Origin of the sequence: Bradyrhizobium sp. CCBAU 65884 (genome assembly GCF_028128835.1) — a bacterium.
Lineage (GTDB): Bacteria > Pseudomonadota > Alphaproteobacteria > Rhizobiales > Xanthobacteraceae > Bradyrhizobium > Bradyrhizobium ottawaense.
The window spans coordinates 12,901-37,780 of the sequence record NZ_LBJU01000128.1 but is presented as its reverse complement, the minus strand read 5'-3'; the positions used below and the strand labels follow the sequence as shown (position 1 = coordinate 37,780).

Genomic DNA, 24,880 nt, shown 5'->3' with positions numbered 1-24,880 from the left:
ACGAACGATGCAATGGTGCCCCCGGTCTCATTTAGCGGGAAGCGCCCGGCGGCCCAATTCACAATTGCGCGTTTCAGGTTCCGCTTCGCGGCCTGCGATCAAATTACTTAGCTTATGAGCTAACAATTATTGACATCCGACCCGGCGGCTCTATAGTTAGCTTCATGGCTAACCAATCGCCCCGCCTCGATCAGGTCTTCGCAGCGCTCGCCGATCCCACCAGACGGGCGATCGTGATGCGGCTGTGTGCCGGCGAGGCCTCCGTCGGCGAGCTCGCCGATCCCTTCGCCATGGCGCTGCCGAGCTTCATGAAACACATCCATGTGCTGGAGACGAGCGGGCTCGTGCTGTCGGAGAAATCCGGCCGCGTGCGCACCTGCCGCCTCAGCCCGGATGCGCTGCTCGGTGCGGAGGACTGGTTCCAGCAACAGCGCGCGATCTGGGAGGCGCGGCTCGACCGGTTCGAAGCCTACGTGATGAAGCTCAAGAAAGAGAAGGAGAGGGCGGCCGCCAGGCGGCCGTCCCGAACAACCAAACGGAAAGGTTCCGAGTGATGACGAATTCTGCCAATCCCGCTCTATCGCAATGGTCGCTCGACCGTGAGATCGTGATGTCGCGCGTGATCGACGCGCCGCGCGATCTGGTGTTCGAGGCGTGGTCCGACCCGAAGCATCTGCCGCAATGGTTCGGGCCGAAGGGATTCAAGATCGAGACCTTCGAGATCGACGTACGCGTCGGCGGCGTCTGGCGCTTCAACATGATCGGCCCCGACGGCACGGTCTATCCGAACCGCATGCGTTTCCGCCGCATCGAGCGGCCGCAGCTGATGGAGATGGATCACGGCGTCGACCAGGACGACGATCCCGGCATGTTCCGCTTCACAGTCACCTTTGCCGAGCAGAGCAATGGCAAGACCGTGCTGATGATGCGCCAGCTGGCCTCGAGCACCGCGCAGCGCGATGGCATGATCGGCTTCGGCGCCGTCGAATATGGCTATCAGACGCTGGACAAGCTCGCGGCCTATGTGGCGGGCATGAAGCGGTGAAGACAGAAGCGCTCCCGGCGAAGGATTCGCCGGGAGCGCTTTCGTACATCTCGAAGGATCGGTTTCCCAGGAGCGCGATCGACGAGGCAACTAAAGCGCGATGAGAGCAGGATGAATCCTCATCGCGTTTTGGTTTATCGTTTGAGCGTGATCTTTTCGGAAAACCGCCGCATACTTTTCCGGATCATGCTCTAGCGGCGCGGTGTGGTGCCGCTCGACGGCGGAGTGGTCTCGTTGCGCATGCCTGGAGCGCTGGAGGCGCCTTGCCCGCCGCGTTGCGTATGAGTGCTTCCGCCACTGCCGCCGCCGGAGCCGTCGCCAGCGCTTCCGCTTCCTCCGGCAGCGCCGCTGCCGCCAGCACCTGCTCCCGCTCCGGCACCCGCGCCACCGGCGCCTGCACCTCCCGCACCTCCCGCACCACCGGCACCACCTGCACCACCACCTGCACCACCGCCGGCACCTTGTGCGACCGCTGCGCCGACTGAAGCACCAGCCAGCACGGCTGCTGTGAAGATCGTCAGAATTGTCTTACGCATGTTGCTTCTCCCTGAGGTTACGGCGGACCAATCACGCGCGCGGCCAACCGTTCCTACGCGCGTCGATGTGGAGGAGCTGCGTCGGCGAAGGTGTTGGCGGTGCTATCGCAGGTCAACTTCGGTGCATGGCCGCCTGGATCGACTCCAATGTCGATAAGGTGACCATGGAGTTCCTGTCGCATCAGCGCCAGGCGGCGTAGCCCCACGCAATCCCTGCCGATATGGACCACCGGCACGCCAGAGCGGCCGGTGGTTTTTCTATGGCCTCAGCTCGGCAGTGCGCTCGCCACAGGAACGATCGCGCGCCTGCGGCTTTGCCGGTGATGGCGCACATTATCTTCAGCGACTACCGCAACCCCGCCGCCGAACAGGCCTATGAGATCGCCTGGAACTTTCTCACGCGGACGGGCGCCATCGGCGACGAGTTCGAGGCCTGCGTGTTTCTGGCACAGCGCATCACCATGATGGTCGAGGAGGGGCAGACGAACCGGATCCGGATGGCCAACCGCGCGATCTCCGAATATCAGCGCCATGTCGGCCAACGCGACGATGTCATCCGCAGCGGCAGCCGCCTCGCTGGAGGGCAATGAGCGCCGCAACGGAATTGCGCCTGTCGCCGCCTCACTCTTTCGCTTCGTCTGTCACGATGTCGCCGAGCTTCTGCCAGCGCTGGCCGTCGAACTGCACCATCTGGAACTGCTTGTTGATGCGATAGTCGGTCGGCGTGGTCGTGACCGAGATCCCCGGCAGCGTCAGGTCGAGCTCGACGTTCTTGAGACTGGCGGCCTGCCGCATCACGTTGTCGCGAGTGAGGTCGTCGCCGCATTGTTTCAGCACCTGAACCAGCAGCTGGGCGGTGATGTACCCATAGACGTTCAGGTTCGAATCCTTGTCGCCGTCGGGATAGTATTTCGCCATGAAGGCGAGGTAGCGCTTCATGCCGGGATCGTCCTTCCATTCGGGATCGGCGGCATCCTTGACGTAACCGACGCTGACGACACCCTTGGAATTGTCCAGACCTGCCGGCTTCAGCACGGCGCTGAGCGAGGAGGCGTTGATGTCGATGATGTGTAGCGGCTTCCAGCCGATCTCCGCGACCTTCTTGATGGCCTGCGCCGCCTGCTTCGGCGTGGTGGCGCTGAACAGCACGTCGGCGCCGGCATCCTTCAGCCGCAGGATCTGCGAGTCGATCGTCGGCTCGGTGATCTCATAGGATGTCTCGGCCACGATCATCTTCGCCTTGTCACCGAGGCCGGCCTTGAGTCCGGCGAGATAATCCTTGCCGAGGTCGTCGTTCTGGTAGAGCACGCCGATCTTCGCGTTCGGATGGTTCTTCAGCAGATATTGCGCGTAGATGCGGCCTTCGACGAGGTAGGAGGGGTTGAATCCCATGGTCCAGGGAAAGTTCTTGGGATCGGTGAAGCGCGCCGCGCCAGTCGCGGCAAACAGCTGTGGGATCTTCTTGGCGTTGAGATATTTCTGCACGGCGACGTTCGGCGCCGTGCCGATGATCTGGAACGTCAGCAGCACCTCGTCGCTTTCGACCAGCCTGCGGGTCTGCTCCACGGTCTTCGGCGGCGAATAGGCATCGTCATACTGGATCAGCTCGACCTTGCGGCCGTTCACGCCGCCCTGGTCGTTGATCATCTTCATGTAGGCGGCCTGGGTCTTGCCGATCACGGCATAGGCCGAGGCCGGGCCGCTGAGCGGCACGGTCTGACCGACCTTGATCGCCGTGTCGGACGCGCCGGAATCGTATTTCTTCTGCGCCTGCGCTGCCGCGCTCGACAGCGCGAGAAGCAGTGCGGAGGCCGCGATGTGTTTGAGAAGAGTGCTCGTCATGTCCGGTCCTTCCCGATTGCTATTCGCCCTTGAGACCGGCGTCGCGGATCAGCTTGGTCCATTTCTGCGTCTCGGCGTCGATGAACTGCCCGAACTCGGCCGCGGTGCCGGCACGCACTTCGAGGCCCTGGGCGGTCAGCTTGTCCTTGATCGCGGGCTCGGCGAGCGCGCGCAGGACTTCGGCCTGAAACCTGTCGACGATCGCGCGCGGCGTCGTGGCAGGCGCCATGAAGCCGTACCAGCCGGCGGCAGCCACGTTGGGAAAACCCTGCTCGCGCAGTGTAGGCGCCTGCGGGTAGAGCGCGCTGCGCTCGGGCGAGGCGACGCCGAGCACGGTGAACTTGCCGCTCTGGATGTAGGGCAGGGCGGTCGGCAGCGCCGTCAGTGTGGCATCGACGCGGCCGGCAAGCAGCTCGGTGTAGGACGCGGCATCGCCCCGGAACGGAATGTTGAGACCCTTGACGCCGGCGTCGCGAAACAGGAGCTCTCCGGCAAGGTGCGGCTGCGAGCCGGCGCCCGGAGATGCGAAGGTCAGCCCGTCCGGTTTCGACTTGCCGTAGGCGATCAGTTCGGGGAGCGTCTTGAACGGCGCGTCGGCGCTGATGATGAGGAAGAGCGGCGCGACCACGACCATCGCCACCGGCTGCAGATCCCCGCGGTCATAAGTCAGCTTGCCGAACAGCGCCTCGGCGGTCGCATAGGGAGCCGCGACATAGAGAATGGTGTAGCCGTCGCCCGGGGCATGGGCGACCATGTCATTGGCGATGCGGGTGCCGGCACCGGGCTTGTTCTCGACGATGAACTGCTGACGGAGACTGCGGCCGAACTCTTCGGCGAGCAGTCGCAACGAGATGTCGTTGGAGCCACCGGGCCCGTAGGGCGAGATCAGCCGCACCATGCGCGAGGGCCAGGCATCCTCGGCCTGGGCCGTCAGGCACGAGCCGGCGGCGAGCCCGCCCGCGAGCGTGCCCAGCAGGGTTCGGCGTGTGACCTTGAATGATGTCACTGTTTTCTTCCTCCCTTTTTATTGTTGGTCTTGTTAGTTTCAGATCACCTTTCGCGCGGTGAGCCTTTCGATCTCCTGGTCCGAAAGGCCGAGCCAGTTTCGAAACACCTCGTCATTGTCCTCGCCGACGTCGCCGGCGGCGTGACGCAATCGCGCGGGATCGTTGGTGAAACGCGGAACGACATTGGTCATGGCGACGGTGCCGAAATGCTTGTCGGCAACGCGGGTGATCACCTCGCGCGCCTTCACTTGCGGGTCGTCGGCGATCTGGTCGATCGAATAGATCGGGGCGAGGGTGCCTTGCGCTGCATTGAATCGCGCGAGGACCTCCTCGAGGGGGTGGGCGGCGCACCAGCCGGCGAAGATATCGTTGAGCTCGGCGGCGTGCTTGACGCGCCGGTCGTTGCTGGCGAAGCGCGGATCAGTGATCAGGTCGGGGCGCTCGATTGCCCGGCAGTTCGCGGCGAACAGCGCGTTGGTCGAACCTGCCAGCGTCACCCAGTGATCGTCGCTGGTGCGAAACACGGCGGCCGGCGCCGAATAGCCGTTGGAATTGCCGATCCGGCTGCGAACAGTGCCGAGCTGGTCGTGCTCGATGGCGAGGACGTCGAGCAGGCGGAAGGTTGCCTCAGTCAGCGAAAGATCGATCTCCTCGCCGGGCGCATCGGGATCGCGCGCCCGTTTCCACAGCGCCGCGAGCACGCCGACGGCGCCGAACAGGCCGCCGATTGAATCCCCGATCGGGTATCCCGGATGGGTCGGTTCGCCGTCGCTCTCCCCCGTGATGTAGGTAAGCCCGCCCATGGCCTCGAAGATGCGGGCAAAGCCGGGCCGCTCACGATAGGGCCCATCCTGCCCGAAGGCGGTGGCGCGCAGGATCACGAGGCGCGGCTGGATCGCCCACAGCACCTCCTTAGGCAAGCCCCAGCGATCGAGCGTTCCGGGACGGAAATTCTCGATCAGCACGTCGAAGCGCGGAAGCAGCTGCTTGAACAGCGCAAGTCCTTCCCCAGTGCGCAGATCGAGCGTGGCAAACTTCTTGTTGCGATTGGCGGCCTTCCACCACAGCGGCTTGCCGTCCTTGAACGGCGGAAACGACCTTACGCCGTCGCCGTTTCCGGGCATCTCGATCTTGAGCACCTCGGCGCCGTAGTCGGCCAGCAGCGTTGCTGCGAACGGCGCTGCAATGATCGTCGCGATGTCGAGAACTTTCAGTCCCTCGAGCGGTCCAGCCATGTCATTTTCCGGCGCTTGTGATCTTCTTGGTCTTGCGCGGCGGCGCGGACTCTGCCTGCCCGACGATGGCGCGGATGCTGTCGGCAAGCGCCGCGATGCGCGGACCGATCTCGCCCTCCAGCTGGCCCGGCTGGAGCCGGAAGGCGGGGATCCCGCAATTGATCGAGAACGACTGCCTCGATTCGCTGGCGTGAAACAGCGGCGCGGCGACGGCATGGATGGAGGCCATGTACTCGCCCCAGCAGGTGCAGAAGCCGCGGCTTTTGCATTGCGCGATCCCGGCCCGGTATTTGTCGCGAAAGGCCGACCACAGCTCGGGGTCTTCAGCACCGATGTTCCGCTCGAGCCGGTCTGCATCGGCTGGCGGCAAGGTCGCCGCCGCGGCGCGTCCCATGGCGGTCATCACCACGGGAATCGGCATGCCGATGTCGGGCGCGTGCGGTCCGACATCGCCGGAGCGCGCGGTCTCGACATAGATCATCGAGGTGGCGTCGAGCAGGCCGATCGAGACCGTGCCGCGGACGCTGAGCGCCAGCTCCTGCATCATGGGCCGCGCCATCTGGCGGAATTGCATCCCGGCAAGCAGAGGATGCGCGATCCGCAGTGCCCGCGCAGCGACGCGGTACTTGGCGCGCTCGGCGTCGTAGCGGAGGTAGCCGAGCTCGGCCAGCGTGTGCGTCAGCCGCGCCACCGTCGGCCGCGGGATGCCCGTCAGCGCCGACAGCTCCATGTTACCCAGCAGCGTGCTCCCGGCCTTGAACGCCTCGAGCACGACGAGTCCCTTTGCCAGTGTCGTCGCGAAGGCGGCGTCATCGACACTCTCCGCCAGCACTGCGGCGGCGGAGGAGAGCGGATGTCGCGGTTTGGATGAATCTCTCGGGGCCATCCCCGAATATCAGACGGCGAAATTGCGTCTGTCCAATAGATTCAGCAAGAATGGTGAAATTGTCCGATATGTGGACACCGACATGGCGTCGACGTTTTCGTTGAAGGACGCGCCGGACCGGGCCGCACACACAGATTTTTGTCGTGATTGCATGTCGTGTTGTGACAGGATTATTACGACGACATGTCAGATCGATAATTTGCGGAGCGGTTCATGTTGCAGTGGCAGGCGCGGTCAAATCCCCTCGCGTGGTGGTGGGGATCCCTCACGCTCGTGAGCGGCGCCAATATCCTCGTCTGGTTCCTGCTGTACCGCGAATTCTACCCGACGCCTGCGGGCAGCCTCAGCGGCGGCTCTGACATTGGGCTGATGTTCCTGCTGTGCGCCGGCTACGTGTTCGGCTGCGCGTTCCGCTCGTTCCTGCCGCGCGCCGACGTGCAGCGCATCTGCCTGTTCGACACCTGGCTGTCGAGCGTCGTCGTCGGCCGCACGGTCGCGACCGTGGCCGAGCTCTGCTTCGTCGCCCAATGGGCCATCATCCTGCATCAGCTCGGCAAGTTGACGGGCGCCGAGACCGCGGTGAACATCGCGCTCGTCATCGTGCCGATCATCATCATCGCGGAGTGCTTCTCCTGGTACGCGGTGGTGACGACCAACTTCCTCTACAACGCGATCGAGAACTCGCTGTGGGCGGTGACCTTCTTCCTCGCCGGCATCGCGCTGTGCCGCCTGATGCCGGAATTCCAGGGCGTGGTGCGCTGGGCGCTGATGTCAGGCATCGTCGGCATCGCCTGCTTCCTCGCCTTCCTCGTCACCGTCGACGTGCCGATGTATCTCAGCCGCTGGCGCGCAGGGCACGCCGAGGGCAACACGTTCCTGGGCTTCCTCGAAGGCCTGCATGACGTCTCGACGCGCTGGGTGGTGACCCACGACATCGCGCATTGGAAGGGCGAGCTGACCTGGATGTTCCTGTATTTCAGCGCCGCGGTGTGGTCGAGCCTCGCGCTCTGCGCGCTGTATGCGATGGAAGGCTATCTGGCGCAGTATCTGGCGTGAACGGTTATTTACCCACCAGGCTGCACTTGCTGCGGTCGAGCGGACGGAAGGCCTGGTCGGGCGGGATCGTCGCGACGAGCTTGACGAAATCCCACGGGCCTTTGGACTCTGCGGGTGTCTTGACCTGCACCAGATAGAGATCATGCACCATGCGCTGGTCCTCGCGGATGCGGCCGTGGGGGGTGTAGGCATCCGACACCGGTGTCGCCTTCATCTTCGCCATCACGGCGGCGCTGTCGTCGGTGTCGGTGTCCTTGATCGCCTGCAGATAGTGACGCACGGCGGAATAGACGCCTGCCTGGATCTGCGAGGGCATGGCCTTGCGTCGCGCATAGAAGGCGTCGGAGAATTTTCGCGCGGCCGGCGAGACGTCCTCGAAGAACGAGGTGACGATGAGGTCGCCGCGGGTTGCCTTCAGCCCGACCGACTCGATGTCGACGTTCTGGAACGACATCGGCACGATCTTGATGCCCTGGTCGGCGAGGCCGAACTCCTCGGCCTGCTTGATGGCGGTGGCGTTGTCGCCGGCGACGTTGATGGCGAGGATCTTGGCGCCCGACGACTGTGCCTGCAGCAGGAATGAGCTGAAATCGGGCGTGCCGAGCTGCGCCTTGACGCTGCCGGCGACCTTGCCGCCGAGCTCCCCAATGCGGGCGCGCGCGGTCGCTTCGATCGAATGCCCGAAGGCATAGTCGCCGGTGATGAAGAACCATGGCTCCTTGCTGGTCTGCATGATGCCGGAGACCACGGCGGTCGCCGTGGAATAGGCGTCCTGGGTCCACTGCACGCTGGTCGGCGCGCAGGCCTCATCGGTGAGCTGGTTGGCACCGGCGCCGGAGACGAGGAAGATCTTGCCGTTGCCGCGCACCAGCTCCTGCACGGCGAGGGCCGCGCCGGAGCTGCCGCCGTCGGCGACCGCCTGGACGCCTTCGCTGAACCATTTGCGGGCGAGCGATGCCGCCAGATCCGGCTTGTTCTGGTGATCGGCCTGCAGGATTTCGATCGGCTTGCCGTTGATCTTGCCGGCGAACTCCTCCGCGGCCATCCGTGCCGCCTCGACCGAGCCCGGGCCCATCGCGGTCGCGAACACCCCGTTCATGTCGGTGAGCACGCCGATGCGGATGGCATCGGCCTTGATCTCGGCGCGCGCAGGCGGGCCTGCGAGCGCCAGCGTGATGAGCAAGGTGGAGGCGGACGTCGTACGGAGGTTGGCCATGGCGTTTCCTGACTTGTCGTTCTTGATTGCTCGAAGGCGTGGTCAGACCGGTTCGGCGACGACCGTGTTGCGCAAGGTTCCGATGCCCGAGATCTCGACCTCGACGGTATCGCCGGGACGCATCCACAGCGGCGGCGTGCGCTTGGCGCCGACGCCGCCGGGCGTGCCGGTGACGATGACGTCGCCGGGAACGAGCGGGCAGATCGTGGAGATGTAGGCGATCAGCTCGGGAATGCCCGTGATCAGGAGGTCGGTGGCAGTGTCCTGCACGACGGCGCCGTTCAGGCGCGTCCGCAAGGTGAGCTTCGACGGATCTGGAATCTCGTCCGTCGTCACCAGCCACGGACCGAAGCTGCCGCTCTCCGCAAAGGTCTTGCCGGAAAGGAACTGGCTGGTGTGGCGCTGCCAGTCGCGGATGCTGCCTTCATTGTAGCAGGAGTAACCGGCGATGTGATCGAGCGCGTGGCCAGCCGGGATGTGCCGGCCTTGCTTGCCGATCACCAGCGCGAGCTCGCCTTCATAATCGAAATCGTCGCTCACCCTGGGCTTCACGATCGGCTGGAGATGGCCGACCTGGCTGCAGGGAAAGCGCACGAACAGCGCCGGCTTCTCGGTGACGGTGCGCCCGGTCTCGGCGACGTGGTCGCGGTAGTTCAGGCCGACGCAGATGATCTTGCCGGGATCGGGGATCACCGGTGCGAAGGTGACTTTGTCGAGCGGATGATCGGGCGCAGCGGACGCGACGATCTTTGCCGCCTCGCCAAGGCGACCGGCTTCGAGCAACTGCCGCAGCGTGGCGCAGGGCGCCATGCGCGCGCCGAGATCGACGACGCCGTTGTCCTTGACGGCGCCGAAAGAGGCGCGTCCGCCGGCGACGAATGAGAGCAGCTTCATGAGATGTCCTTGAAAATGGGTTCGATCAGGCCGCGGACGGCGCTTGGGTTAAGGGAATCTGGGTTGCAGGAATGGCGGCGGCGACGAGTCGCTCGAACTCGGGCTTGTCGCGGGCGGTGCCGCGGATGTAACGGTCGGGACGAACCAGTGCGGCGATGATGCCGTGCTTGCGCAGCCAGTCTCGGACGCCTTCGGCGTCGTCGCCGGCGAGGATCTCGATCCCGGCCTGCGCCAGCGCCAGGCGCGACGGCAGTACGGCCGCGGCCTCGACGAGCAGCACATGATGATAGCCGGTCCGGTCGTCGCTGCGGCCTCCGTCGCGCAGCATGAATTGCGGTGCGAGATGGCCGGCGAGCGGCAGGTCGCTGAACGTGAGCCCGGGGCCGAGCAGGGGCTTCTTCACGTCCAGCTTGACCGGCGCGTTCTCGCGCGCTTCGCCGGCAGCAAGGCCGGCCTCGATCGCCTTGGTGTTGATCACGCCGCCGAGACGGATGGCGAGCTCGATGAACTCGCGCACATGCGGCTGGCGCTCGCTCTGGTAGGTGTCGAGCAGATCGGGTGCGGCGCCGCCCTGGATGATTGCGGCGAGCTTCCAGGCGAGGTTGGCGGCATCGCGGATGCCGGCGCACATGCCCTGGCCGAGGAAGGGCGGGGTCTGGTGCGCGGAATCGCCCGCAAGAAACAATCGGCCGCTCCGCCATTGCCGTGCGATGACCGAATGAAACGTGTAGACCGCGGCGCGTTCGAGCTCGGCATCATCGGGCGTGATCCAGCGCGACAGCAGGTCCCAGACCTTTGCCGGTTGCGCGATCTCCTGAGAATCCTCGTCCGGGAGGATCGTGATCTCCCAGCGGCGCCGCGTGCCGGTGCCGCGCACATAGGTCGCCGGCCGCCTTGGATCGCAATGCTGGAGACTGTAGTCGCCGAGATCGTCGCGCGCGCGCTTGAGCAGCACGTCGATCACCAACCAGCGCTCGTGGAAGCCGAGATCGTCCATGCTGGAGCCGATGAAGCGGCGGACCAGCGAGCGGGCGCCGTCGCAGCCGATCACATAGCCGGCGCGGACCTCGCTGAGCTTCCCGTTCGAGAGGTCCTCGTAGCGGACGCGCACGCCGTCTTCGTCCTGGTCCAGCGCGAACACGTCGCAGCGGCTGCGCAAGGTGACGTGCGGCCAGCGGGCGAGGCCGCTGATCAGTACGTCCTCAAGATCAGGTTGGTGAAAGCGGTAGCTGAGATGCCAGCCCATCGGCGTCAGCGTCTGCGGGCGCGACCAATCCAGCAACATCTTGCCGTTGGCGTCGAGGAAGAGCATGCCGGGGCTCAGGATGACATGCGGCAGGATCGCGTCGGCAAGGCCGACGGTCTGGAAGACGCGCATGCATTCGTCGTCGAAATGCACCGCGCGCGGCAGATGATAGGTCTGCGCCTCGCGCTCCAGCACCAGTGTCCGCACGCCGCGGAGGCCGAGCAGATTGGCAAGCGTCGCGCCAACCGGCCCGCGGCCGACGATCACGACATCAAATTCTTCGGGGGCGGATTTATCTTGCATGGGGCTATCTCTTCCCCAAGCCGCGCCGCAGCATCAACGCCGCCGCGCCAAGTGTCCGCCCAGCGGACGGACGGAGCCTAGGCCTCGACCGGGATGGCCGCGGCCGTCTCCTGAAGCTGCGCTGCAAATTGCGCAATTGCCTCCTCGATCCCCAGTGCCGAGCGAATCCAGATGATGGAGATGCAACCGAACACGACGCCGCCTCGGACGATGGGTACGGCGATCGAAGCCGTCTTGGGATTATACTCGCCCTCGCTGCGGATCGCGTAACCGCGCCCGGCAGTCTCGGCAATCATGCGGTCGAGGCGGGCTTCGTCGAGAAAGGGGCGGTCGTCGGCCTCGTCGATCCGGCGCAGATGATTGACGATGAGGTCGCGCTCGCGCGCCGGGCAGGCGGCGAGATACGCGCGCCCGGCAGAGGTTCGCAGCATCGGCAGGCGCTTGCCGATCATGCCGCGGTCGATAGAGAGCGGGCTGCGCGAATGCGTGGTTTCCTGCACCACCATCGCGGCGTTCTCATAAGTCGAGAGATCGACGGGCCAGACCAGGGTCTTGCTGAGTTCGGCAAGATAAGGCGCTGCCGCCTGGCAGATCACCACGCCGGGGTCGTAGCCATCGCCGAGACTCAGCGCGCGCCGGGTGACGCGAAAACGGTCGTCGCTGGCGCTGCGGGCGATATAGCCAAGTTCCTCCAGGGTTTCGAGCAGGCGATAGACGGTCGGGCGGGGCAGGTCGAGCGCGCGAGCAACGTCGCCGGCACGGATGCCGCCCGAGCGATTGACCTCTCGCAGCACGTCAAGTCCGCGCTTGAAGGCGCGGACGCCTTCCGACTGCCGTGGTGCGCCCGTCCCCGTCCGCTCCTTGGACACTTCGCATTTCCTCCCTTGTGGCGCACGGTCCCGCGATTATCGTTGCGAACGCGAAGCGATTGCGGAACGCCACCGTAGAATCGTGCGCAGCCGGTATCAAGTTCGCCGCATTGCGGCACACGCGATGCCTTCGGGAGGAATTCGATGGAAATCACCGCGCTCGGTTATATCGGGATCAACTCATCGCAGCTCGATCAGTGGGGCCGGATGGCGACCGGGCTGCTCGGCATGCAGCAGGTCGATCGCGGCGGCAAGATGCGCGCGTTCCGCATGGACGATCGCAAGCAGCGGCTGATCGTCGACGGCAGTAGCGACGCCGGCCTTGCAGTGATGGGCTGGGAAGTTCCATCCATGGCAGAGCTGGATCAATTGGCGGGACGGCTCGAAACCCACGGCGTCAAGGTGACGCGCGGCTCGCGCGCGCTCGCCGACGAGCGGCATGTCGCCGAACTGATCGTGTTCGTCGATCCCGCCGGCAACCGGCTCGAGGCCTTCTGCAAGCCGGAGCTTGCGAGCGAGCCGTTCAAGCCGGGCCGGCCGATCTCGGGCTTCCGTACCGGCGCGCTCGGCATGGGGCACGTCGTGCTCAACGTGGAGGATGTCGAGCCGCTTTTGCCGTTCTACCGCGACCTGCTCGGCTTCCACGTCTCGGATTTCGGGCTGAAGCCCTATGGGCTGTATTTCTTCCACGTCAACGGCCGCCACCACAGCTTTGCGATGGTCGGCTCGGGGCGCAAGGCGATGCATCATTTTATGGTCGAGCTCGGCAGCCTCGACGATGTCGGTCAGGGCTACGACCTCGCGCAGCTGGACGAGGGCCGTATCGCCTATACGCTGGGCCGGCACACCAACGACCACATGACCTCGTTCTACGTGAATACGCCGTCCGGGTTCTTCATCGAATATGGCTGGGGTGCGCGCGTCATCGATCCCGAGACCTGGCAACCGCACGAGACCTTCGACGGCCCGTCGCTGTGGGGCCACGAGCGGCTGCATATGCCGGAGGAGCAGCGCAAGCGCCTGCGCGACATGCGGCTCGATGCGGCAGCGCGCGGCGTTCGCGTCGCTGATCCCCGCGTGCCGCCGCTCAACTGTGCGTGGCTGGACCAGGTGGTCGCGCGCGAATAATCGACCGCTTCTCGGGGTCCATCACGCTTCGCCGAGATCGGGCTCGGTCAACAGTCCCTGGCGCAAGGCGAGGCGGACCAGCTCGATGTCGGAGCCGACGCCGAGCTTGTCCTTGATCAGGGAATGCAGGTTCGCCACCGTCTTCGGGCTGACATGCAGCGTTTCGGCGATCTCCTCCGTCGTCCGCTCCGCGAGCAGCAGCCGCATCACCTCGAACTCGCGCGCGGTGAGGACGTCGGCGGCCGAGCTTTCGCCGCCGAGCCGGCTCAGCGCCAGCTCGTGGTCGATGTCGGGGCTGATGGCGATCTTGCCGGCGAGCACGTCCATCACGGCCCGTACCAGCGTTTCCGGCGGGCTGGTCTTGGTGACGTAACCCCTGGCGCCGGCGCGGATCGCCTGCACGGCGAAGCCCGCATTCTGGTGCATGGTGAAGATGAGGATCCTTGCGCCCTTGTCCCACTGCCTGATCCGCCTGACGGCCTCGATGCCGCCGATGCCGGGCATGCTCAGATCCATGATGACGAGGTCGGGCGCCTCGGATTTGTACAGCCGGTAGGCCTCCGCGCCGTCAGCGGCTTCGGCGATGACGCGCAGGCCCGGCTGCTTCTGGAGCACGGAGCGATAGCCCTCGCGGACCACGGAATGGTCGTCGACCAGCAGGATGGAGGCATCGGCCGCGCTCATGCCGCATGCTCCAGCGCCTGCCGCTCGGCGGCGGTGAGCGGAATGACGACGCGCAGCGCCGAGCCGCCGTTGGCGCCGACTTCGAAGCTCATCCGGCCGCGCAAGGCCGCAACGCGCTCGCGCATGCCGAGCAGGCCCATGCCGGATTTGCCGGAGGCATCGTTCGGCCGGCCATCGTCGTCGATGGCAAGCGCGATCTCGTCTGCCGCCATCGTCAGATGCAGGTCCACCCTGGTGGCGCCGGCGTGCTTGGCGGCGTTGGTCAGCGCCTCCTGCACGATGCGGTAGAGGTTGGCGCTGATCGCGGCGGGCAGGGTCTCGACCGCGCCGTCGAAATGGATCGAAAAGCGCGTCTCGCCGCGGCTGCGTCCGTTCCAGCCCGCGACGAGGCCTTCCAGGCTCGCCACCAGCCCGAGCTCCTCGACGTCGGGCGGGCGCAGCCGGAACAGCGCGCCGCGCAGCGTCTCCATCATGCTGGTCGCGGTCCGCGCGATACCGTCGCATTCGCCGAGCAAAGCGGGGCAGTCCTGCGCGGCGGTCTGGCGGGCGGAGGAGGCGAGCGCGCGGATGGCGGCCAGCGACTGGCCGAACTCGTCGTGCAGCTCGCGCGCCAGATGGCGGCGCTCGTCGTCCTGGAGCGCGATCAGCTTGCGCGTCAGCTCGCTGCGCTCGGCGAGCGCATTGTCGAGGCTTTCGGCGAGATGGTTGAAGCCGTCGCGGATCGCGGAGAGTTCGGCCAGATCGAACGGCGGCAGCCGCGCCGAGAGGTCGTTGGCGGCGATCCGCTCGAGGCCGGTGCGGATCAGGCGGGTCGGGCGCAGTGCGCGCGCCAGCGCGGCGTAGACCAGCAAGCACAGCAGCGGCAGCGCGATCGCAAGCGCAATCATCAGGCGGCCGGCCTCGTGCCAGGCCTCCGCCGTCTGCACGGCCGGATCGACCGAGACCACGGTCTCGCCGAGCTTGGCGCCGCGCACGATCACGGGCCGTGCCGCTTCGCGGCCGGGGTCGAACAGGCTGCGGTAGAAGGCCGCGAAGACCTGCGGCGACGGGCTCTCCGGGGCAGGCGCACCGCTGCAGAACCGCTGCAGCATCTCGCCGCTCGGTCCACGGAATGCCAGACACAGGCCGGGCGTCATCACATAGGCGGCGACGGGATCGAGGTTCGGAAAGTCGCGCGGGCCGGCCACCCACTGGATCTTGCCCTGCTGCAGCTCCAGCGACTTCGCCACGATCGCGGCGATGCCGTCGATGCGCGTGTGCACCGCGCGGTCGGCCGCGATCAGGAAATAGGCGGAGATTGCGGCGAAGCAGGCGGCCGTTATGGCGGCCACGCGCAACGTCAGACGGACCTTGAGATCGAATCTCGGGCGGTTCCACATCGGGCAGCACCTAGCGCGAACAGGTTTGTCGCCGCCGCATTAAACGGCAGAACGCCAGCCGCGCAAAGCGCTACGCGTTACCGCAGTGCAACGACGTGAAATTTTCCCGGCGCTCGCCGGGACGGGCCCCGTTGCAGGGTGTAGGGCTGCTGCCGAGATTTGCCGATCGCTCCATCTGCGAGGCTCCGCTCATGTACCTCTCCCGGTTGATCCTCCCTGCTTTTCTCCTTGCTGTCCTCGTGGGTGTCCGGCCTGCCGGCGCGGGCACCGAGGCGGCCGCCGCGGCACCGGCCGGCGTGTCGATCGAGGATTTCCAGTATCTGGATACGTCCGGCGAGCCGGTCGACCAGACCGCCGTCCACGAGAAGCGGCTGGGCGCGTTCATGGTCGCGCTGCGACGGGATGTCGGGGCGGACAAGCGCTATCAGCTCACGCCCGCCGGGCAAGCCGATGCAAAATTCAAGGTCGTCGGCGGCGTCCAGAAGACGAGCACGCTGGTGCAATGGGCGCGGGTCGCCGTGATCGATACCGCGGCCAAGAAGGTCCTGTTCGAGAAGCTCTACACGTTCCGCGGCGACAACGACGAAGCCTGGGACCGTGCCGAGGCGTTCCTCGCCCGCGAGGTCATCGCGGCGCTCGGCACGCCCGCGCCGGTCGCGCTCGCCGTGTTCGATTTCGAGCTCGAGGACATGACGGCCGCATCTGGGAGCACCTTGGCCGGTTCAGACGCGTCGTACCTCGCCGAGACCACCGGCGGCGTGCGTGACGTGCTCGGCCAGTCCGGCCGCTACCGCATCGTCGAAATCGGCAGCGCGAGCGGCGAGGCGGCGAAGGCGCGCGCTTTACGCGACTGCGGCGGCTGCGAGGCCGCGATCGCGAAGGAGCTCGGCGCGGATCAATCGCTGATCGGCGTGGTGCGGCGGGTCAGCCGTACCGAATACACGCTCGGATTCCAGCTGCGCGACGCCCGCACCGGCGCGGTGCTGGCGCGCGGCGACAGCGGCCTGCGCCTCGGCGCCGATTATTCGTGGAAACGGGGCGCCGTGCGGCTGGTCAGCGATCGGCTGATCGAGAGCCAGCAGGCCGCCGACGCAATTAGAAAGTAAGCTGCACCTTCATCGACTGTGAGCGGTCGCTGGCAAGCTCGAAGGCGGCGACCGCGTTCTCGAACGGCATGGTGGCCGTGATCAGCGGCTTCACGTCGATCAGGCCTTCGCCCATCAGCCGCACCGCCAGCTCGAACTCGGGATCGAAGCGGAAGGTGCCGCGGAGCTGCAATTCCTTGGCGACGATCGAGTTGATCGGCAGCGTCATCTCGCCGCCGAGGCCGAGCTGCACCAGCGTCGCACCTGGGCGGAGCATGTCGAGCGCGGTGCGCAGCGCCGCCTGATTGCCGGAGGCTTCGAACAGCGTGTCGAACACGCCCTTGCCGGCGCGCCAGGGATCGAGCGCCGTGGCATTCGCCGCAACGTTGATGGCGTGCGTGGCGCCGAGTTTTCTCGCGACCGCGAGCGGCGCCTCGGCCACGTCGGTCACCACGATCTCGGACGCGCCGCCGAAGCGCGAGACCAAAATCATCAGCGCGCCGATCGGGCCGCAGCCCGTGATCAGCACGCGCTTGCCGAGCAGGGGGCCGGCCTGCTTGCCGGCATGCAGGCACACCGCGAGCGGTTCGGCGACCGCAGCTTCCGCCAGCGAGAGCTTGTCGGCGATCGGCACCGCTTGCGTGGCATCGACCGTGATGAACTCGCGAAAGCCGCCTTGCACGTGAGGAAAGCGCATCGCGCTGCCGAGGAAGCGCATGTCGAGGCATTGGTTGCGCATGCCTTCCTGGCAATGCAGGCACTGGCCGCACGGTCTGCTCGGATTGACCGCAACGCGCGTGCCTGTTTTCACGCTGGTGACGCCGTCACCGACGGCCGCGACCACGCCGGCGATCTCGTGCCCTAGCGCCATCGGTTGCTGGATGCGGACGACGCCGAAGCCGCCGTGATGGTAATAGTGCAGGTCGGAGCCGCAGATGCCGCCATTGGCGATCTTGACGCGGACTTCGCCCGGGCCGGGCGCCGGATCGGGATAGTTGTCGATCCGCAGATCTTTCGGGGCGTGGATGACGACGGCGCGCATGGCTTGCTCCTGGTTCGCGGATCACATCGCGGCGATCATGCCGCCATCGACATAGATGATCTGGCCGTTGACGTAGGTCGAGGCGTCCGACGCCAGGAAGATCGCGGCACCGACCAGCTCGTCCGGCTTGCCCCAGCGCTTGGAGGGGATGCGGCCCATCAGCCAGTTGTTGAAATCGGTGTTGTTGACCAGCGCCTCGTTCATGTCGGTCAGCATGTAGCCGGGACCGATCGCATTGGCCGTGATGCCGTGCTGGGCCCATTCCACCGCCATCGAGCGGGTGAGATTCTTGATGCCGCCCTTGGCCGCGGTGTAGGGCGCGATGGTCGGGCGCGCGAGCTCGCTGCCGAGCGAGCCGATATTGATGATCTTGCCGTGCTTGCGCGGGATCATGCGCTTGGCCGCCTCGCGGCCGATCACGAAGGCGCTGGTCAGGTTGGTCTCGATCACCTTGCGCCATTCGTCGGTGGTGAACTCCACCAGCGGCTTGCGGTGCTGGATGCCGGCATTGTTGACGACGATGTCGACCGCGATGTTCTTCTTGTCGAAGTCGTTGAACGCCGCGACGATGGCGGGCTCGTCGGTGACGTTGAAGGCTGCGCCTTCGGCCTGATGCCCGGCGGCGCGAAACTCGGCGACGGCCTGCTCGACTCGCTTGGGATCGACGCCGTTGACGATGATCTTCGCGCCGGCCTTGGCCATGCCCTCGGCGATGGCGCGGCCGAGGCCGCGGGAGGAGCCGGTCACGAGCGCGGTGCGGCCGGAGAGATCGAAAAGAGAGGTGCTCATGTCAGAAAGTCCTTAGGCGTTGGAGCGACGCACGGTGAGATCGGAGCGGTCGAATACGGCGGGCAGGAGGTCGACGCCGAGACCGGGGCCTTCCATCGGATAGACAAAACCGTCCTTGATCACGGGCATCGTGGTGACGAGCTCATTGTACCAGCCTTTGTAGAAGGCGCGCACCGATTCCTGGATCAGCGTGTTGGGCTGGCTGAACGACATGTGGATGGCGGCGATGAAGCCGATCGGGCCGATGCAATCGTGCGGCGCGAAGGGCCGATGATAGGTCTCGGCCATCGCCGCGATCTTGCGGCCCTCGGTGAGACCGCCGGTCCAGCACAGATCCGCCATGACCACATGCATGGCGTCGCGGTCGAGCATGTCCTTGTAGGGAAAGCGCGAGCCCAGCGTCTCGCTGGCGCAGACCCAGACGTCGGTCGAGCGGGCGTATTCGGCCAGCGCCTGCGGCGAGTTCATGCGGATCGGGTCTTCGTACCAGGTCGGCTTGTACGGCTCGAGCGCGCGCGCGATCTGCTTGGCGGTCGGCAGGTTCCACAGCGAGTGGAGCTCGACCATGATCTCCATCTTGTCGCCGACCGCTTTGCGGATCTTCTCGAACGGCTCGATCGCCTGCTTCATCTGGGCTGCCGTGATGTAGAGACCCTTATTCTCCTGCGCCGCCGGATCGAACGGCCAGATCTTCATCGCGGAGATGCCGCTCTCCAAAAGGTTTTCGGCCAGCGCATCGGCGCGGTGCATGAAGCCGTCGAGATCTTCGTAGGGGCCCTTGGCGGCGCCGAGATTCCAGTTCGAGACCGGGCTGATGTTGGTCGAGCGGACATATTGTGTGCCGGCGCAGGTGTTGTAGATGCGCTGCTTGTCGCGGCAGAGGCCGCCGAGCATCTGGTGCACCGGCTGATTGCAGACCTTGCCGAACAGGTCCCACAGCGCGATGTCGATCGCGGAGGCCGCGCGATACTCAACGCCGGTGGAGGACTGCGCCATCGGCAGGTTCAGCATGTCGCGGTGGATCGCTTCGATGTGCAGGGGATTGCGGCCGAGCAGGCGGCCCGCAAAGGTATCGTGAATCTGCGCCTCGACCGCGCCCGCGCCATAGAAGGTCTCGCCGAGCCCGATCACGCCGGTGTCGGTGTGGATTCGCACCCAGATGACGTTGGAGAATTCCTCGGTGCGCAGGGTCTCGATCGACGTGATCTTCACTGCAACAGTCCTCCCATGATAAGGCGCCTCGCGCCCGTCTTGTTGTTCGTATCTATACCGGTCAAAACCGGCGATCTCGGCGGGCAGTCATACGCCCGCTTGTAATATATCACAACATGTTTTAAGGATGTCACAAATATGCCGCCGCTCGATCGCGCGAGCAGGGTGGCAGGGAGGACAACATGGCACGGCGCAAGCGCGCGCTCGAAGTGGTGAGAAACGACGAGGACGGCGAGAGCAGGCCCTCCCGGCGCAACCGTCTCAACTTCTTCGAGCTGGCCTATCAAAGGATCGAGGAGCTGCTCGTTCATTGCGAGCTCAAGCCCGGTCAGTTCATGACCATGCTGGAATTGCAGCAGATCACCGGCTTCGGACGCACGCCGGTGCACCACGCCGTCAATCGTCTCTCCGCCGATACGCTCATCATCATCCGTCCGCGCCACGGACTGCACATTGCGCCGATCGATCTTGCGCGCGAACGCATGCTGCTGGCCTTGCGCCGCGACATGGAGCGTTTCGTGATCCGCCTTGCGGCCGATCGCGCCAGCCTCTCGCATCGCAATCAGGCGCTGCACATCGAACGTCTCCTGCGCGAGCGCCGCGCCAGCCTCACCCTCGACGAATTCAACCACATCGACCGCCGCATCGACGCGCTGGTGCTGGAAGCCGCCGACGAGCCGTTCCTGGTGCACACGCTGCGGCCGCTGCACACGCTGTACCGGCGCATCGGCTACATCCACCACCGCTTCATGCCGGGGCAGGCCGATCTGTCGGGCACGATCGATCGTCATCTCGCCATTCTCGCCGCGGTGGCCAGCCGCCGCGTCGACGACGCTGTGAAGGCGAGCGATGGGCTGATCGACTACATGGGCGAGATATTCACGGGCATGGAAGCGGGGATCGACCCGCGCCTGCTCGATTGCAGCATCGAGCCGCTGCTCGGCACGTAGCGAGTTTTGAAAAGAGGACCAAGCATGACAACGATGGTGATGCCACAACCGACCGCGAACGAAGCCGCGGTCCGCTACCTCATCACGAACTACAGTCCCAAGGGCAACAAGGTTGGCTGGCTGATGATGGCCTCGATCCTGGTCGAAGCCTGGGACCTCTATTCGATCGCCTTCGTGCTGATCTTCATCAAGGAGCAGTACAATCCCACGGCGCTGATGCTGGGCCTTGCCGCGGCGGGCACGCAGGGCGGGGCCCTGATCGGCGCGCTGCTGGGTGGCTGGCTGTCCGACAAGATCGGCCGCCGCGTCATGTTCCTGGTGACGATGGTGATGTTCATCGTGCTGGCGCTGGCGCAGGCCTTCGTGCCTGACGTCACCTGGCTCATCGTGATCCGTTTCCTGCTCGGCATCCCGCTCGGCTCGGACATCTCCACCGGCTACACCTACATCATGGAATCCATGGCCAAGGGCGAGCGCGAGGTCATGGGCAACCGCTGGCAGTTCATGTTCGCGGTCGGCGAGGTGCTGACGATCGGCGTCATCGTGATCTTCCTCTTGATCGACATGCAGCACGAGATGCTGTGGCGCGTGACGCTCGGCCTCGGCGCGGTGCCGGCGCTGATCATCCTTCTGATGCGCCACGACGTGCCGGAGACGGCGGTGTGGCTGGTGCAGAAGGGGCGCTATCGCGAGGCCAAGCGGGTCGCGCGCGAGATGTTCAACGACAATCTCGACATGCTGCCGGATCAGGATGTGGTTGTTCCGAAGACCAGCACGCGTGCGTTCCTCGCCGACCTCAAGAAGGATCCGATCCGCTGGCGCGCCACGGTCTACGGCTGGATCGCCTGTTTCACCCAGGCGAGCGAGTTCTCGACCTTCGCGTTCTATTTGCCGGTGCTGTTCGTGATGGTCGGCGTGTCGAGCGTGCTCGGCATCAACCTGGTGACGATGGCGCTGTTTTCCTTCGCCGCTCTGTCCGGCTGGGTCGGGCCGCTGCTGACGCCGAAGATCGGACACCGCGGCATCGCGATCGCCGGCTTCTCGATCGTGTTCGCCTCGCTATTGGTCGCGGCCTTCGCGCTCTACACCGACAACAAGATCCTGCTGCCGTTCGCAGCCGCCGCGATGCTGTGGGGCCATTATTGGGACGCGTCGAACTGCATGACGATCCCGACCATGGTCGCCAAGCCGAAATATCGCGGCACCGCCAGCGGCTTCGCCTACATGTTCGTGAAGCTGCCGTCGTTCCTGGCGATTTTCCTGTTCCCGACGGTGTTCGCCGCGATCGGGCAGGCGAATGCCACGCTGATGGTCGCGATCTTCCCGCTGATCGGATTGCTCGCCGCGATCTTCATCCTGCCGGAAGTCTACGGCTACGAGAACGACTGACGAGGCGCCACCCGGTCGCGGCGTCGCCGCCGCGATCGGGACTGATTTCGGATCGCTTCGGCCGGCAACTACGGGCTCAGGAAGACCGGATCGATTCCCATCCCGTGGCCGAGCAGGCCGAGCGCCTGAAGCTGGGCGGAGTGGAGGTCGACCTCCACGATGATGAAGATGGTGAACAACGCCACTGTGGAGACGACCAGCAGCGGATGGGCCGTCTCCGCGCTGCTCTCGCCCGCTGCAGTGAGGCTCCGAATCGCACGACGCAGAAAGGAGCTCTGCGGCAATGCCTTCGATTGGATCTGCATGATGAACCTTCCTTGCCGCGTCATATTCGTCTGATTGGCGCGACAATGGAATTCTAGCCGCAGCGTCGCCGCCGGCATTGACGCACCGCAAATAGCTTCCACTGAATTTCGAGGGCCGAGGCCTGCGTTACCTGATCGCCGCTGCCAGCGCCGCGATCAAGGCGGGCGGCGTCACCAGCAGGCCAAGCTTGAGGAACGGCCAGGCGCCGACCTCGATCTTCTCCCGCCTGAGCGCGACCAGCCAGAGGATGGTGGCGAGCGACCCCGTCACCGACAGATTGGGGCCGAGGTCGACGCCGATCAGGATGGCGCTGACGACTGGGGCGGGCAGATGGTCGCTGGCGGCAACCGAGCCGGCGACGAGGCCGACCGGAAGGTTGTTGGCGATATTGTCGGCGAGCGCGGTGGCAATGCCGACGCTCCAGGCCGCCTTAGGGACCGATTGCGCCACCGCCTGGTGCAGCAGAGCGCTGAGCTGCGCGATCACGCCGGTCTTGATCAGCGCCTCCACCATGACGAAGAGCCCGCCCACGAGCGGCAGCACGCTCCAGGACACGCCGCGCAGCACGGGCAATGGCGATTGCCGGCTGAGCAGCAGCACGATCGCGGCCGTCACGCCGCCGCAGATGAAGGTCGGCAGGCCCAGTTGCTTGTCCAGTGCAGACGCCGTGATCAGCACGGCGCCGATCGCGACGATGCCGATCGCCGTCAGCTTGCCGCCGCGGCCGAGTTTTGGATGCGGCACGCGGCGCGCAATCGTCTCCTCCTTCAGGCCCCGGTGCTGGGTCAGGCGCAGCACGATGTAGGTCAGCAGGATCGACGCCACTGATGGCAGGGCGAACATACGCAGCCATTCCGTCAGGTGCGGCATGCGCGCGCCGAAGACGACGAGATTGGCGGGATTGGAGATCGGCAGCACGAAGCTCGCGGCATTGGCGATGAAGGCACAGACGAAGAGATAGGGCAGTGGCTTGGCGCCGGCCGCGCGCGTCGCGGCATAGACGGCGGGCGTCAGCACGATCGCGGTGGCATCGTTGGAGAGCAGCACCGTGACGAGCGTGCCGACGAGATAGATCAGCAGGAACAGCCGCTGCGGCGAGCCGGCCGCGTATTCGACCGCGAGCGCGGCGAGGTAGTCGAACAGGCCCTCGAGGCGCGCGAGCTCGGCGATCAGCATCATGCCGATCAGGAAGAGATAGACGTCGAGGCCTTTTTCGATGCCGGCAAGCGCGTCCTGCCACGGCAGCAGGCCTGATAGCACCAGGGCGCTCGCGCCGATCACCGCCCAGACCGCCTCGGGCAGGCGAAAGGGGCGGATGATGACGCCTGCTGTCGCGACGACGATGATGCTCCAGGCCCAGATGGCGTCAGACGGCACGGTCAATCCTTGACGTGAAATGAGTTCATTCCGCAGCGATAGCGGATGCCGGCACCGCTGTCTCCCCCCGTGGGCGTGGGCCGCCATGTCGTGTCTCGGGCAGCGCGAGCATGCAGATGACGGCGCCGATCGCGGCGACGATGCCGAGGGTGATGAACGCTGCGCTGTAGCCCGCGCCGACCACGACGAAGCCGGCCAGCGTCGTCGACAGCGCAGCGCCGATGCTCTGGGCGGTGATGACGGCGCCCTGCGCGACGTTGAATCGGCCGGTGTTGCGCATGAGGTCGGCGACGATGACGGGAAAGATCGCGCCGAAGATGCCCGCGCCGACGCCGTCCAGCAACTGCACGGCGACCAGCCAGAACGGATTGTCGGAGAGCGTGTAGAGGGCGCCGCGGATCGGCAGGATAAGCAGCGCGGCGAGGAAGAAGCGCTTGTGGCCCCAGCGATCGGCCCGGGCGCCGACCAGCATTGCAAACGCCACCATCACCATTTGCGCCGCGACGATGCAGGCCGACATCAGGCTGGTGCCCATGTTCTTGTCCTGCAGCGCGAGTTTTTGTCCGACCAGCGGCAGCATGGCCGCATTGGACAGGTGAAACAGCACCACGCAGATCGCGAAGACGAGCAGGGGACGACAGGTCAGCAGCACGGAAAGGCCCGAAGGCCGCTCGGCTGCGCCGTTGGTATCAGCGTCGTGCAGACCGCGCGCGAGATCGTGATCGATGGCCCGTTCGGGGATCGCCAGGATGCTGACGAGACTCGCGATTGCCATCGCGCCGAGCAGGTAGAACACGACGGTCGGTCCGAACCAATAGGCGGACAGACCGGCCAGCCCCGCCGCCACGGCGTTGCCGGCGTGATTGAAGGTCTCGTTACGGCCGATCCGCCGGGTGAAGGCGGCATGGCCGAAGATGCCGAGCGAGATGGCGGCGATCGCCGGCGGGAAGATCACCGCGGCGGCCTGGGCGGCCCCTTGCGAGATCGCGACAGGGAGAAAGCCCGGAAACAGCGGCAGCGAGAGCGAGGCCAGGGTCACCAGAATGGCGGCGATCATCATCGCGAGCCGTTTTGCCCGCGTGGCGTCCACCAGCGCACCGGCCGGTGTCTGCGCCACGATTCCGGCGATGGTCGCAATCGACATCACGAGGCCGATGCGCGCCTCATTCCAGTGTTGCTCGGTGAGCAGATAGACGGCGAGATAGGGCCCGAGCCCGTCGCGAACATCGGCGAGGAAGAAATTGGCCGCGTCCAGTGCGCGGCCGGCGCGCCTGTCCTGATCGGGATTTTCGCTGGGCATCGGCCACTCGATCGAGGCTGGGAATCGCTTCGGCAAAAACCGATCTCACGATAGCTTTGTTCCCGCCTCAAGACCTCACAACCGCGAGTTGGAACGGCGCAAGA

General features: G+C 65.7%; 25 protein-coding genes. 9 read left to right on the top strand and 16 right to left on the bottom strand.

Annotated features, from left to right (window positions below; all coding sequences use genetic code 11):
• Positions 1–164: 164 nt before the first annotated feature.
• The 4 genes from XI03_RS29445 to XI03_RS29430 all read left to right on the top strand — a co-directional run bounded on the left by XI03_RS29445 (position 165) and on the right by XI03_RS29430 (position 2,171).
• On the top strand, positions 165–554 hold the full coding sequence (locus XI03_RS29445; protein WP_028140935.1) for an ArsR/SmtB family transcription factor: 390 nt from the start codon (positions 165–167) through the stop codon (positions 552–554).
• On the top strand, positions 554–1,045 hold the full coding sequence (locus XI03_RS29440; RefSeq protein ID WP_271594193.1) for an SRPBCC family protein: 492 nt from the start codon (positions 554–556) through the stop codon (positions 1,043–1,045). The genes XI03_RS29445 and XI03_RS29440 overlap by 1 nt, the downstream gene beginning before the upstream one ends.
• Before the next feature lie 281 nt (positions 1,046–1,326).
• Positions 1,327–1,530 (top strand): hypothetical protein, encoded by a 204-nt coding sequence (locus XI03_RS29435; RefSeq protein ID WP_271594099.1) that lies wholly within the window; start codon positions 1,327–1,329, stop codon positions 1,528–1,530.
• Between the two features lie 374 nt (positions 1,531–1,904).
• A complete protein-coding gene (locus XI03_RS29430; RefSeq protein ID WP_038950006.1) occupies positions 1,905–2,171 on the top strand; it encodes a hypothetical protein in 267 nt (88 codons plus the stop codon).
• A 31-nt stretch (positions 2,172–2,202) separates the two neighbouring features.
• Here XI03_RS29430 and XI03_RS29425 read toward each other — a convergent pair whose 3' ends face one another.
• The 4 genes from XI03_RS29425 to XI03_RS29410 are packed head-to-tail and all read right to left on the bottom strand — an operon-like array spanning position 2,203 to position 6,551.
• Entirely contained in the window at positions 2,203–3,423 is a 1,221-nt protein-coding gene (locus XI03_RS29425; RefSeq protein WP_271594098.1) for an ABC transporter substrate-binding protein, read from the bottom strand.
• Positions 3,424–3,442: 19 nt separating this feature from the next.
• Positions 3,443–4,429, bottom strand: coding sequence for a Bug family tripartite tricarboxylate transporter substrate binding protein (locus XI03_RS29420; protein ID WP_271594097.1), 987 nt, complete (start codon positions 4,427–4,429; stop codon positions 3,443–3,445).
• Positions 4,430–4,468: 39 nt separating this feature from the next.
• Positions 4,469–5,665 carry a CaiB/BaiF CoA transferase family protein gene (locus tag XI03_RS29415; protein WP_028140929.1) on the bottom strand — a complete coding sequence of 399 codons (1,197 nt, stop codon included), beginning with the start codon at positions 5,663–5,665 and terminating at the stop codon, positions 4,469–4,471.
• 1 nt (position 5,666) lies between these two features.
• Complete coding sequence (locus XI03_RS29410) at positions 5,667–6,551, bottom strand: IclR family transcriptional regulator (protein ID WP_271594096.1); 885 nt, start codon at positions 6,549–6,551, stop codon at positions 5,667–5,669.
• A 213-nt stretch (positions 6,552–6,764) separates the two neighbouring features.
• Here XI03_RS29410 and XI03_RS29405 point away from each other — a divergent pair, with 213 nt between their 5' ends.
• Positions 6,765–7,607, top strand: coding sequence for a hypothetical protein (locus XI03_RS29405; protein WP_271594095.1), 843 nt, complete (start codon positions 6,765–6,767; stop codon positions 7,605–7,607).
• Between the two features lie 4 nt (positions 7,608–7,611).
• On the opposite strand, the gene XI03_RS29400 is transcribed toward XI03_RS29405, so the two are convergent.
• From XI03_RS29400 to XI03_RS29385, 4 genes are all read right to left on the bottom strand, one after another.
• Positions 7,612–8,823 carry an ABC transporter substrate-binding protein gene (locus XI03_RS29400; protein ID WP_271594094.1) on the bottom strand — a complete coding sequence of 404 codons (1,212 nt, stop codon included), beginning with the start codon at positions 8,821–8,823 and terminating at the stop codon, positions 7,612–7,614.
• 42 nt (positions 8,824–8,865) lie between these two features.
• Complete coding sequence (locus tag XI03_RS29395; RefSeq protein WP_271594093.1) at positions 8,866–9,717, bottom strand: fumarylacetoacetate hydrolase family protein; 852 nt, start codon at positions 9,715–9,717, stop codon at positions 8,866–8,868.
• A 25-nt stretch (positions 9,718–9,742) separates the two neighbouring features.
• Positions 9,743–11,266, bottom strand: coding sequence for a bifunctional 3-(3-hydroxy-phenyl)propionate/3-hydroxycinnamic acid hydroxylase MhpA (gene mhpA / locus XI03_RS29390; RefSeq protein ID WP_271594092.1), 1,524 nt, complete (start codon positions 11,264–11,266; stop codon positions 9,743–9,745).
• 77 nt (positions 11,267–11,343) lie between these two features.
• Positions 11,344–12,135 (bottom strand): DNA-binding transcriptional regulator, encoded by a 792-nt coding sequence (locus tag XI03_RS29385; protein WP_271594091.1) that lies wholly within the window; start codon positions 12,133–12,135, stop codon positions 11,344–11,346.
• 144 nt (positions 12,136–12,279) lie between these two features.
• Here XI03_RS29385 and XI03_RS29380 point away from each other — a divergent pair, with 144 nt between their 5' ends.
• Complete coding sequence (locus XI03_RS29380) at positions 12,280–13,263, top strand: VOC family protein (protein WP_038949997.1); 984 nt, start codon at positions 12,280–12,282, stop codon at positions 13,261–13,263.
• Positions 13,264–13,284: 21 nt separating this feature from the next.
• Here the strand turns inward: XI03_RS29380 and XI03_RS29375 are convergent, their stop codons facing one another.
• Both XI03_RS29375 and XI03_RS29370 read right to left on the bottom strand, forming a co-directional pair.
• On the bottom strand, positions 13,285–13,947 hold the full coding sequence (locus XI03_RS29375; protein WP_028140919.1) for a response regulator: 663 nt from the start codon (positions 13,945–13,947) through the stop codon (positions 13,285–13,287).
• Complete coding sequence (locus XI03_RS29370) at positions 13,944–15,326, bottom strand: sensor histidine kinase (RefSeq protein WP_271594090.1); 1,383 nt, start codon at positions 15,324–15,326, stop codon at positions 13,944–13,946. Before XI03_RS29370 ends, XI03_RS29375 begins: the two co-directional genes overlap by 4 nt.
• 191 nt (positions 15,327–15,517) lie before the next feature.
• On the opposite strand from XI03_RS29370, the gene XI03_RS29365 reads away from it, so the two are divergent.
• Positions 15,518–16,432, top strand: a complete 915-nt coding sequence (locus XI03_RS29365) for a DUF3280 domain-containing protein (RefSeq protein WP_271594089.1) — start codon at positions 15,518–15,520, stop codon at positions 16,430–16,432.
• Here the strand turns inward: XI03_RS29365 and XI03_RS29360 are convergent.
• From XI03_RS29360 to XI03_RS29350, 3 genes are read right to left on the bottom strand one after another with little or no spacing between them, the layout of a single operon-like run.
• Complete coding sequence (locus XI03_RS29360; RefSeq protein WP_271594088.1) at positions 16,422–17,453, bottom strand: L-idonate 5-dehydrogenase; 1,032 nt, start codon at positions 17,451–17,453, stop codon at positions 16,422–16,424. The two genes, XI03_RS29365 and XI03_RS29360, sit on opposite strands and share 11 nt — an antisense overlap.
• A 21-nt stretch (positions 17,454–17,474) precedes the next feature.
• Entirely contained in the window at positions 17,475–18,242 is a 768-nt protein-coding gene (locus XI03_RS29355; protein ID WP_028140915.1) for a glucose 1-dehydrogenase, read from the bottom strand.
• Between the two features lie 12 nt (positions 18,243–18,254).
• Positions 18,255–19,454, bottom strand: a complete 1,200-nt coding sequence (locus XI03_RS29350) for a mandelate racemase/muconate lactonizing enzyme family protein (RefSeq protein WP_271594087.1) — start codon at positions 19,452–19,454, stop codon at positions 18,255–18,257.
• A 182-nt stretch (positions 19,455–19,636) separates the two neighbouring features.
• Here XI03_RS29350 and XI03_RS29345 point away from each other — a divergent pair, with 182 nt between their 5' ends.
• Together XI03_RS29345 and XI03_RS29340 are read left to right on the top strand one after the other, a co-directional pair.
• On the top strand, positions 19,637–20,404 hold the full coding sequence (locus XI03_RS29345; RefSeq protein WP_271594086.1) for a GntR family transcriptional regulator: 768 nt from the start codon (positions 19,637–19,639) through the stop codon (positions 20,402–20,404).
• A 24-nt stretch (positions 20,405–20,428) separates the two neighbouring features.
• Complete coding sequence (locus tag XI03_RS29340; RefSeq protein ID WP_271594085.1) at positions 20,429–21,793, top strand: MFS transporter; 1,365 nt, start codon at positions 20,429–20,431, stop codon at positions 21,791–21,793.
• Between the two features lie 68 nt (positions 21,794–21,861).
• Here the strand turns inward: XI03_RS29340 and XI03_RS29335 are convergent, their stop codons facing one another.
• The 3 genes from XI03_RS29335 to XI03_RS29325 form a co-directional block, all read right to left on the bottom strand.
• Complete coding sequence (locus tag XI03_RS29335; protein WP_271594084.1) at positions 21,862–22,098, bottom strand: hypothetical protein; 237 nt, start codon at positions 22,096–22,098, stop codon at positions 21,862–21,864.
• 127 nt (positions 22,099–22,225) lie between these two features.
• Positions 22,226–23,476 (bottom strand): arsenic transporter, encoded by a 1,251-nt coding sequence (locus XI03_RS29330; protein WP_271594083.1) that lies wholly within the window; start codon positions 23,474–23,476, stop codon positions 22,226–22,228.
• Between the two features lie 25 nt (positions 23,477–23,501).
• Positions 23,502–24,776, bottom strand: a complete 1,275-nt coding sequence (locus XI03_RS29325) for an MFS transporter (protein WP_271594082.1) — start codon at positions 24,774–24,776, stop codon at positions 23,502–23,504.
• Positions 24,777–24,880 lie beyond the last annotated feature (104 nt).

Bases quoted from the DNA above. Each gene is read 5' to 3' on its own strand.
- XI03_RS29415 (WP_028140929.1), bottom strand. From the start codon at position 5,665: ATGGCTGGACCGCTCGAGGGACTGAAAGTTCTCGACATCGCGACGATC.
- XI03_RS29430 (WP_038950006.1), top strand. From the start codon at position 1,905: ATGGCGCACATTATCTTCAGCGACTACCGCAACCCCGCCGCCGAACAG.
- XI03_RS29375 (WP_028140919.1), bottom strand. From the start codon at position 13,947: ATGAGCGCGGCCGATGCCTCCATCCTGCTGGTCGACGACCATTCCGTG.
- XI03_RS29425 (WP_271594098.1), bottom strand. From the start codon at position 3,423: ATGACGAGCACTCTTCTCAAACACATCGCGGCCTCCGCACTGCTTCTC.
- XI03_RS29360 (WP_271594088.1), bottom strand. From the start codon at position 17,453: ATGCGCGCCGTCGTCATCCACGCCCCGAAAGATCTGCGGATCGACAAC.
- XI03_RS29370 (WP_271594090.1), bottom strand. From the start codon at position 15,326: ATGTGGAACCGCCCGAGATTCGATCTCAAGGTCCGTCTGACGTTGCGC.
- XI03_RS29365 (WP_271594089.1), top strand. From the start codon at position 15,518: ATGTACCTCTCCCGGTTGATCCTCCCTGCTTTTCTCCTTGCTGTCCTC.
- XI03_RS29410 (WP_271594096.1), bottom strand. From the start codon at position 6,551: ATGGCCCCGAGAGATTCATCCAAACCGCGACATCCGCTCTCCTCCGCC.
- mhpA (WP_271594092.1), bottom strand. From the start codon at position 11,266: ATGCAAGATAAATCCGCCCCCGAAGAATTTGATGTCGTGATCGTCGGC.
- XI03_RS29380 (WP_038949997.1), top strand. From the start codon at position 12,280: ATGGAAATCACCGCGCTCGGTTATATCGGGATCAACTCATCGCAGCTC.
- XI03_RS29340 (WP_271594085.1), top strand. From the start codon at position 20,429: ATGACAACGATGGTGATGCCACAACCGACCGCGAACGAAGCCGCGGTC.
- XI03_RS29395 (WP_271594093.1), bottom strand. From the start codon at position 9,717: ATGAAGCTGCTCTCATTCGTCGCCGGCGGACGCGCCTCTTTCGGCGCC.
- XI03_RS29335 (WP_271594084.1), bottom strand. From the start codon at position 22,098: ATGCAGATCCAATCGAAGGCATTGCCGCAGAGCTCCTTTCTGCGTCGT.
- XI03_RS29345 (WP_271594086.1), top strand. From the start codon at position 19,637: ATGGCACGGCGCAAGCGCGCGCTCGAAGTGGTGAGAAACGACGAGGAC.
- XI03_RS29445 (WP_028140935.1), top strand. From the start codon at position 165: ATGGCTAACCAATCGCCCCGCCTCGATCAGGTCTTCGCAGCGCTCGCC.
- XI03_RS29435 (WP_271594099.1), top strand. From the start codon at position 1,327: ATGAGTGCTTCCGCCACTGCCGCCGCCGGAGCCGTCGCCAGCGCTTCC.
- XI03_RS29440 (WP_271594193.1), top strand. From the start codon at position 554: ATGACGAATTCTGCCAATCCCGCTCTATCGCAATGGTCGCTCGACCGT.
- XI03_RS29400 (WP_271594094.1), bottom strand. From the start codon at position 8,823: ATGGCCAACCTCCGTACGACGTCCGCCTCCACCTTGCTCATCACGCTG.
- XI03_RS29405 (WP_271594095.1), top strand. From the start codon at position 6,765: ATGTTGCAGTGGCAGGCGCGGTCAAATCCCCTCGCGTGGTGGTGGGGA.
- XI03_RS29325 (WP_271594082.1), bottom strand. From the start codon at position 24,776: ATGCCCAGCGAAAATCCCGATCAGGACAGGCGCGCCGGCCGCGCACTG.
- XI03_RS29355 (WP_028140915.1), bottom strand. From the start codon at position 18,242: ATGAGCACCTCTCTTTTCGATCTCTCCGGCCGCACCGCGCTCGTGACC.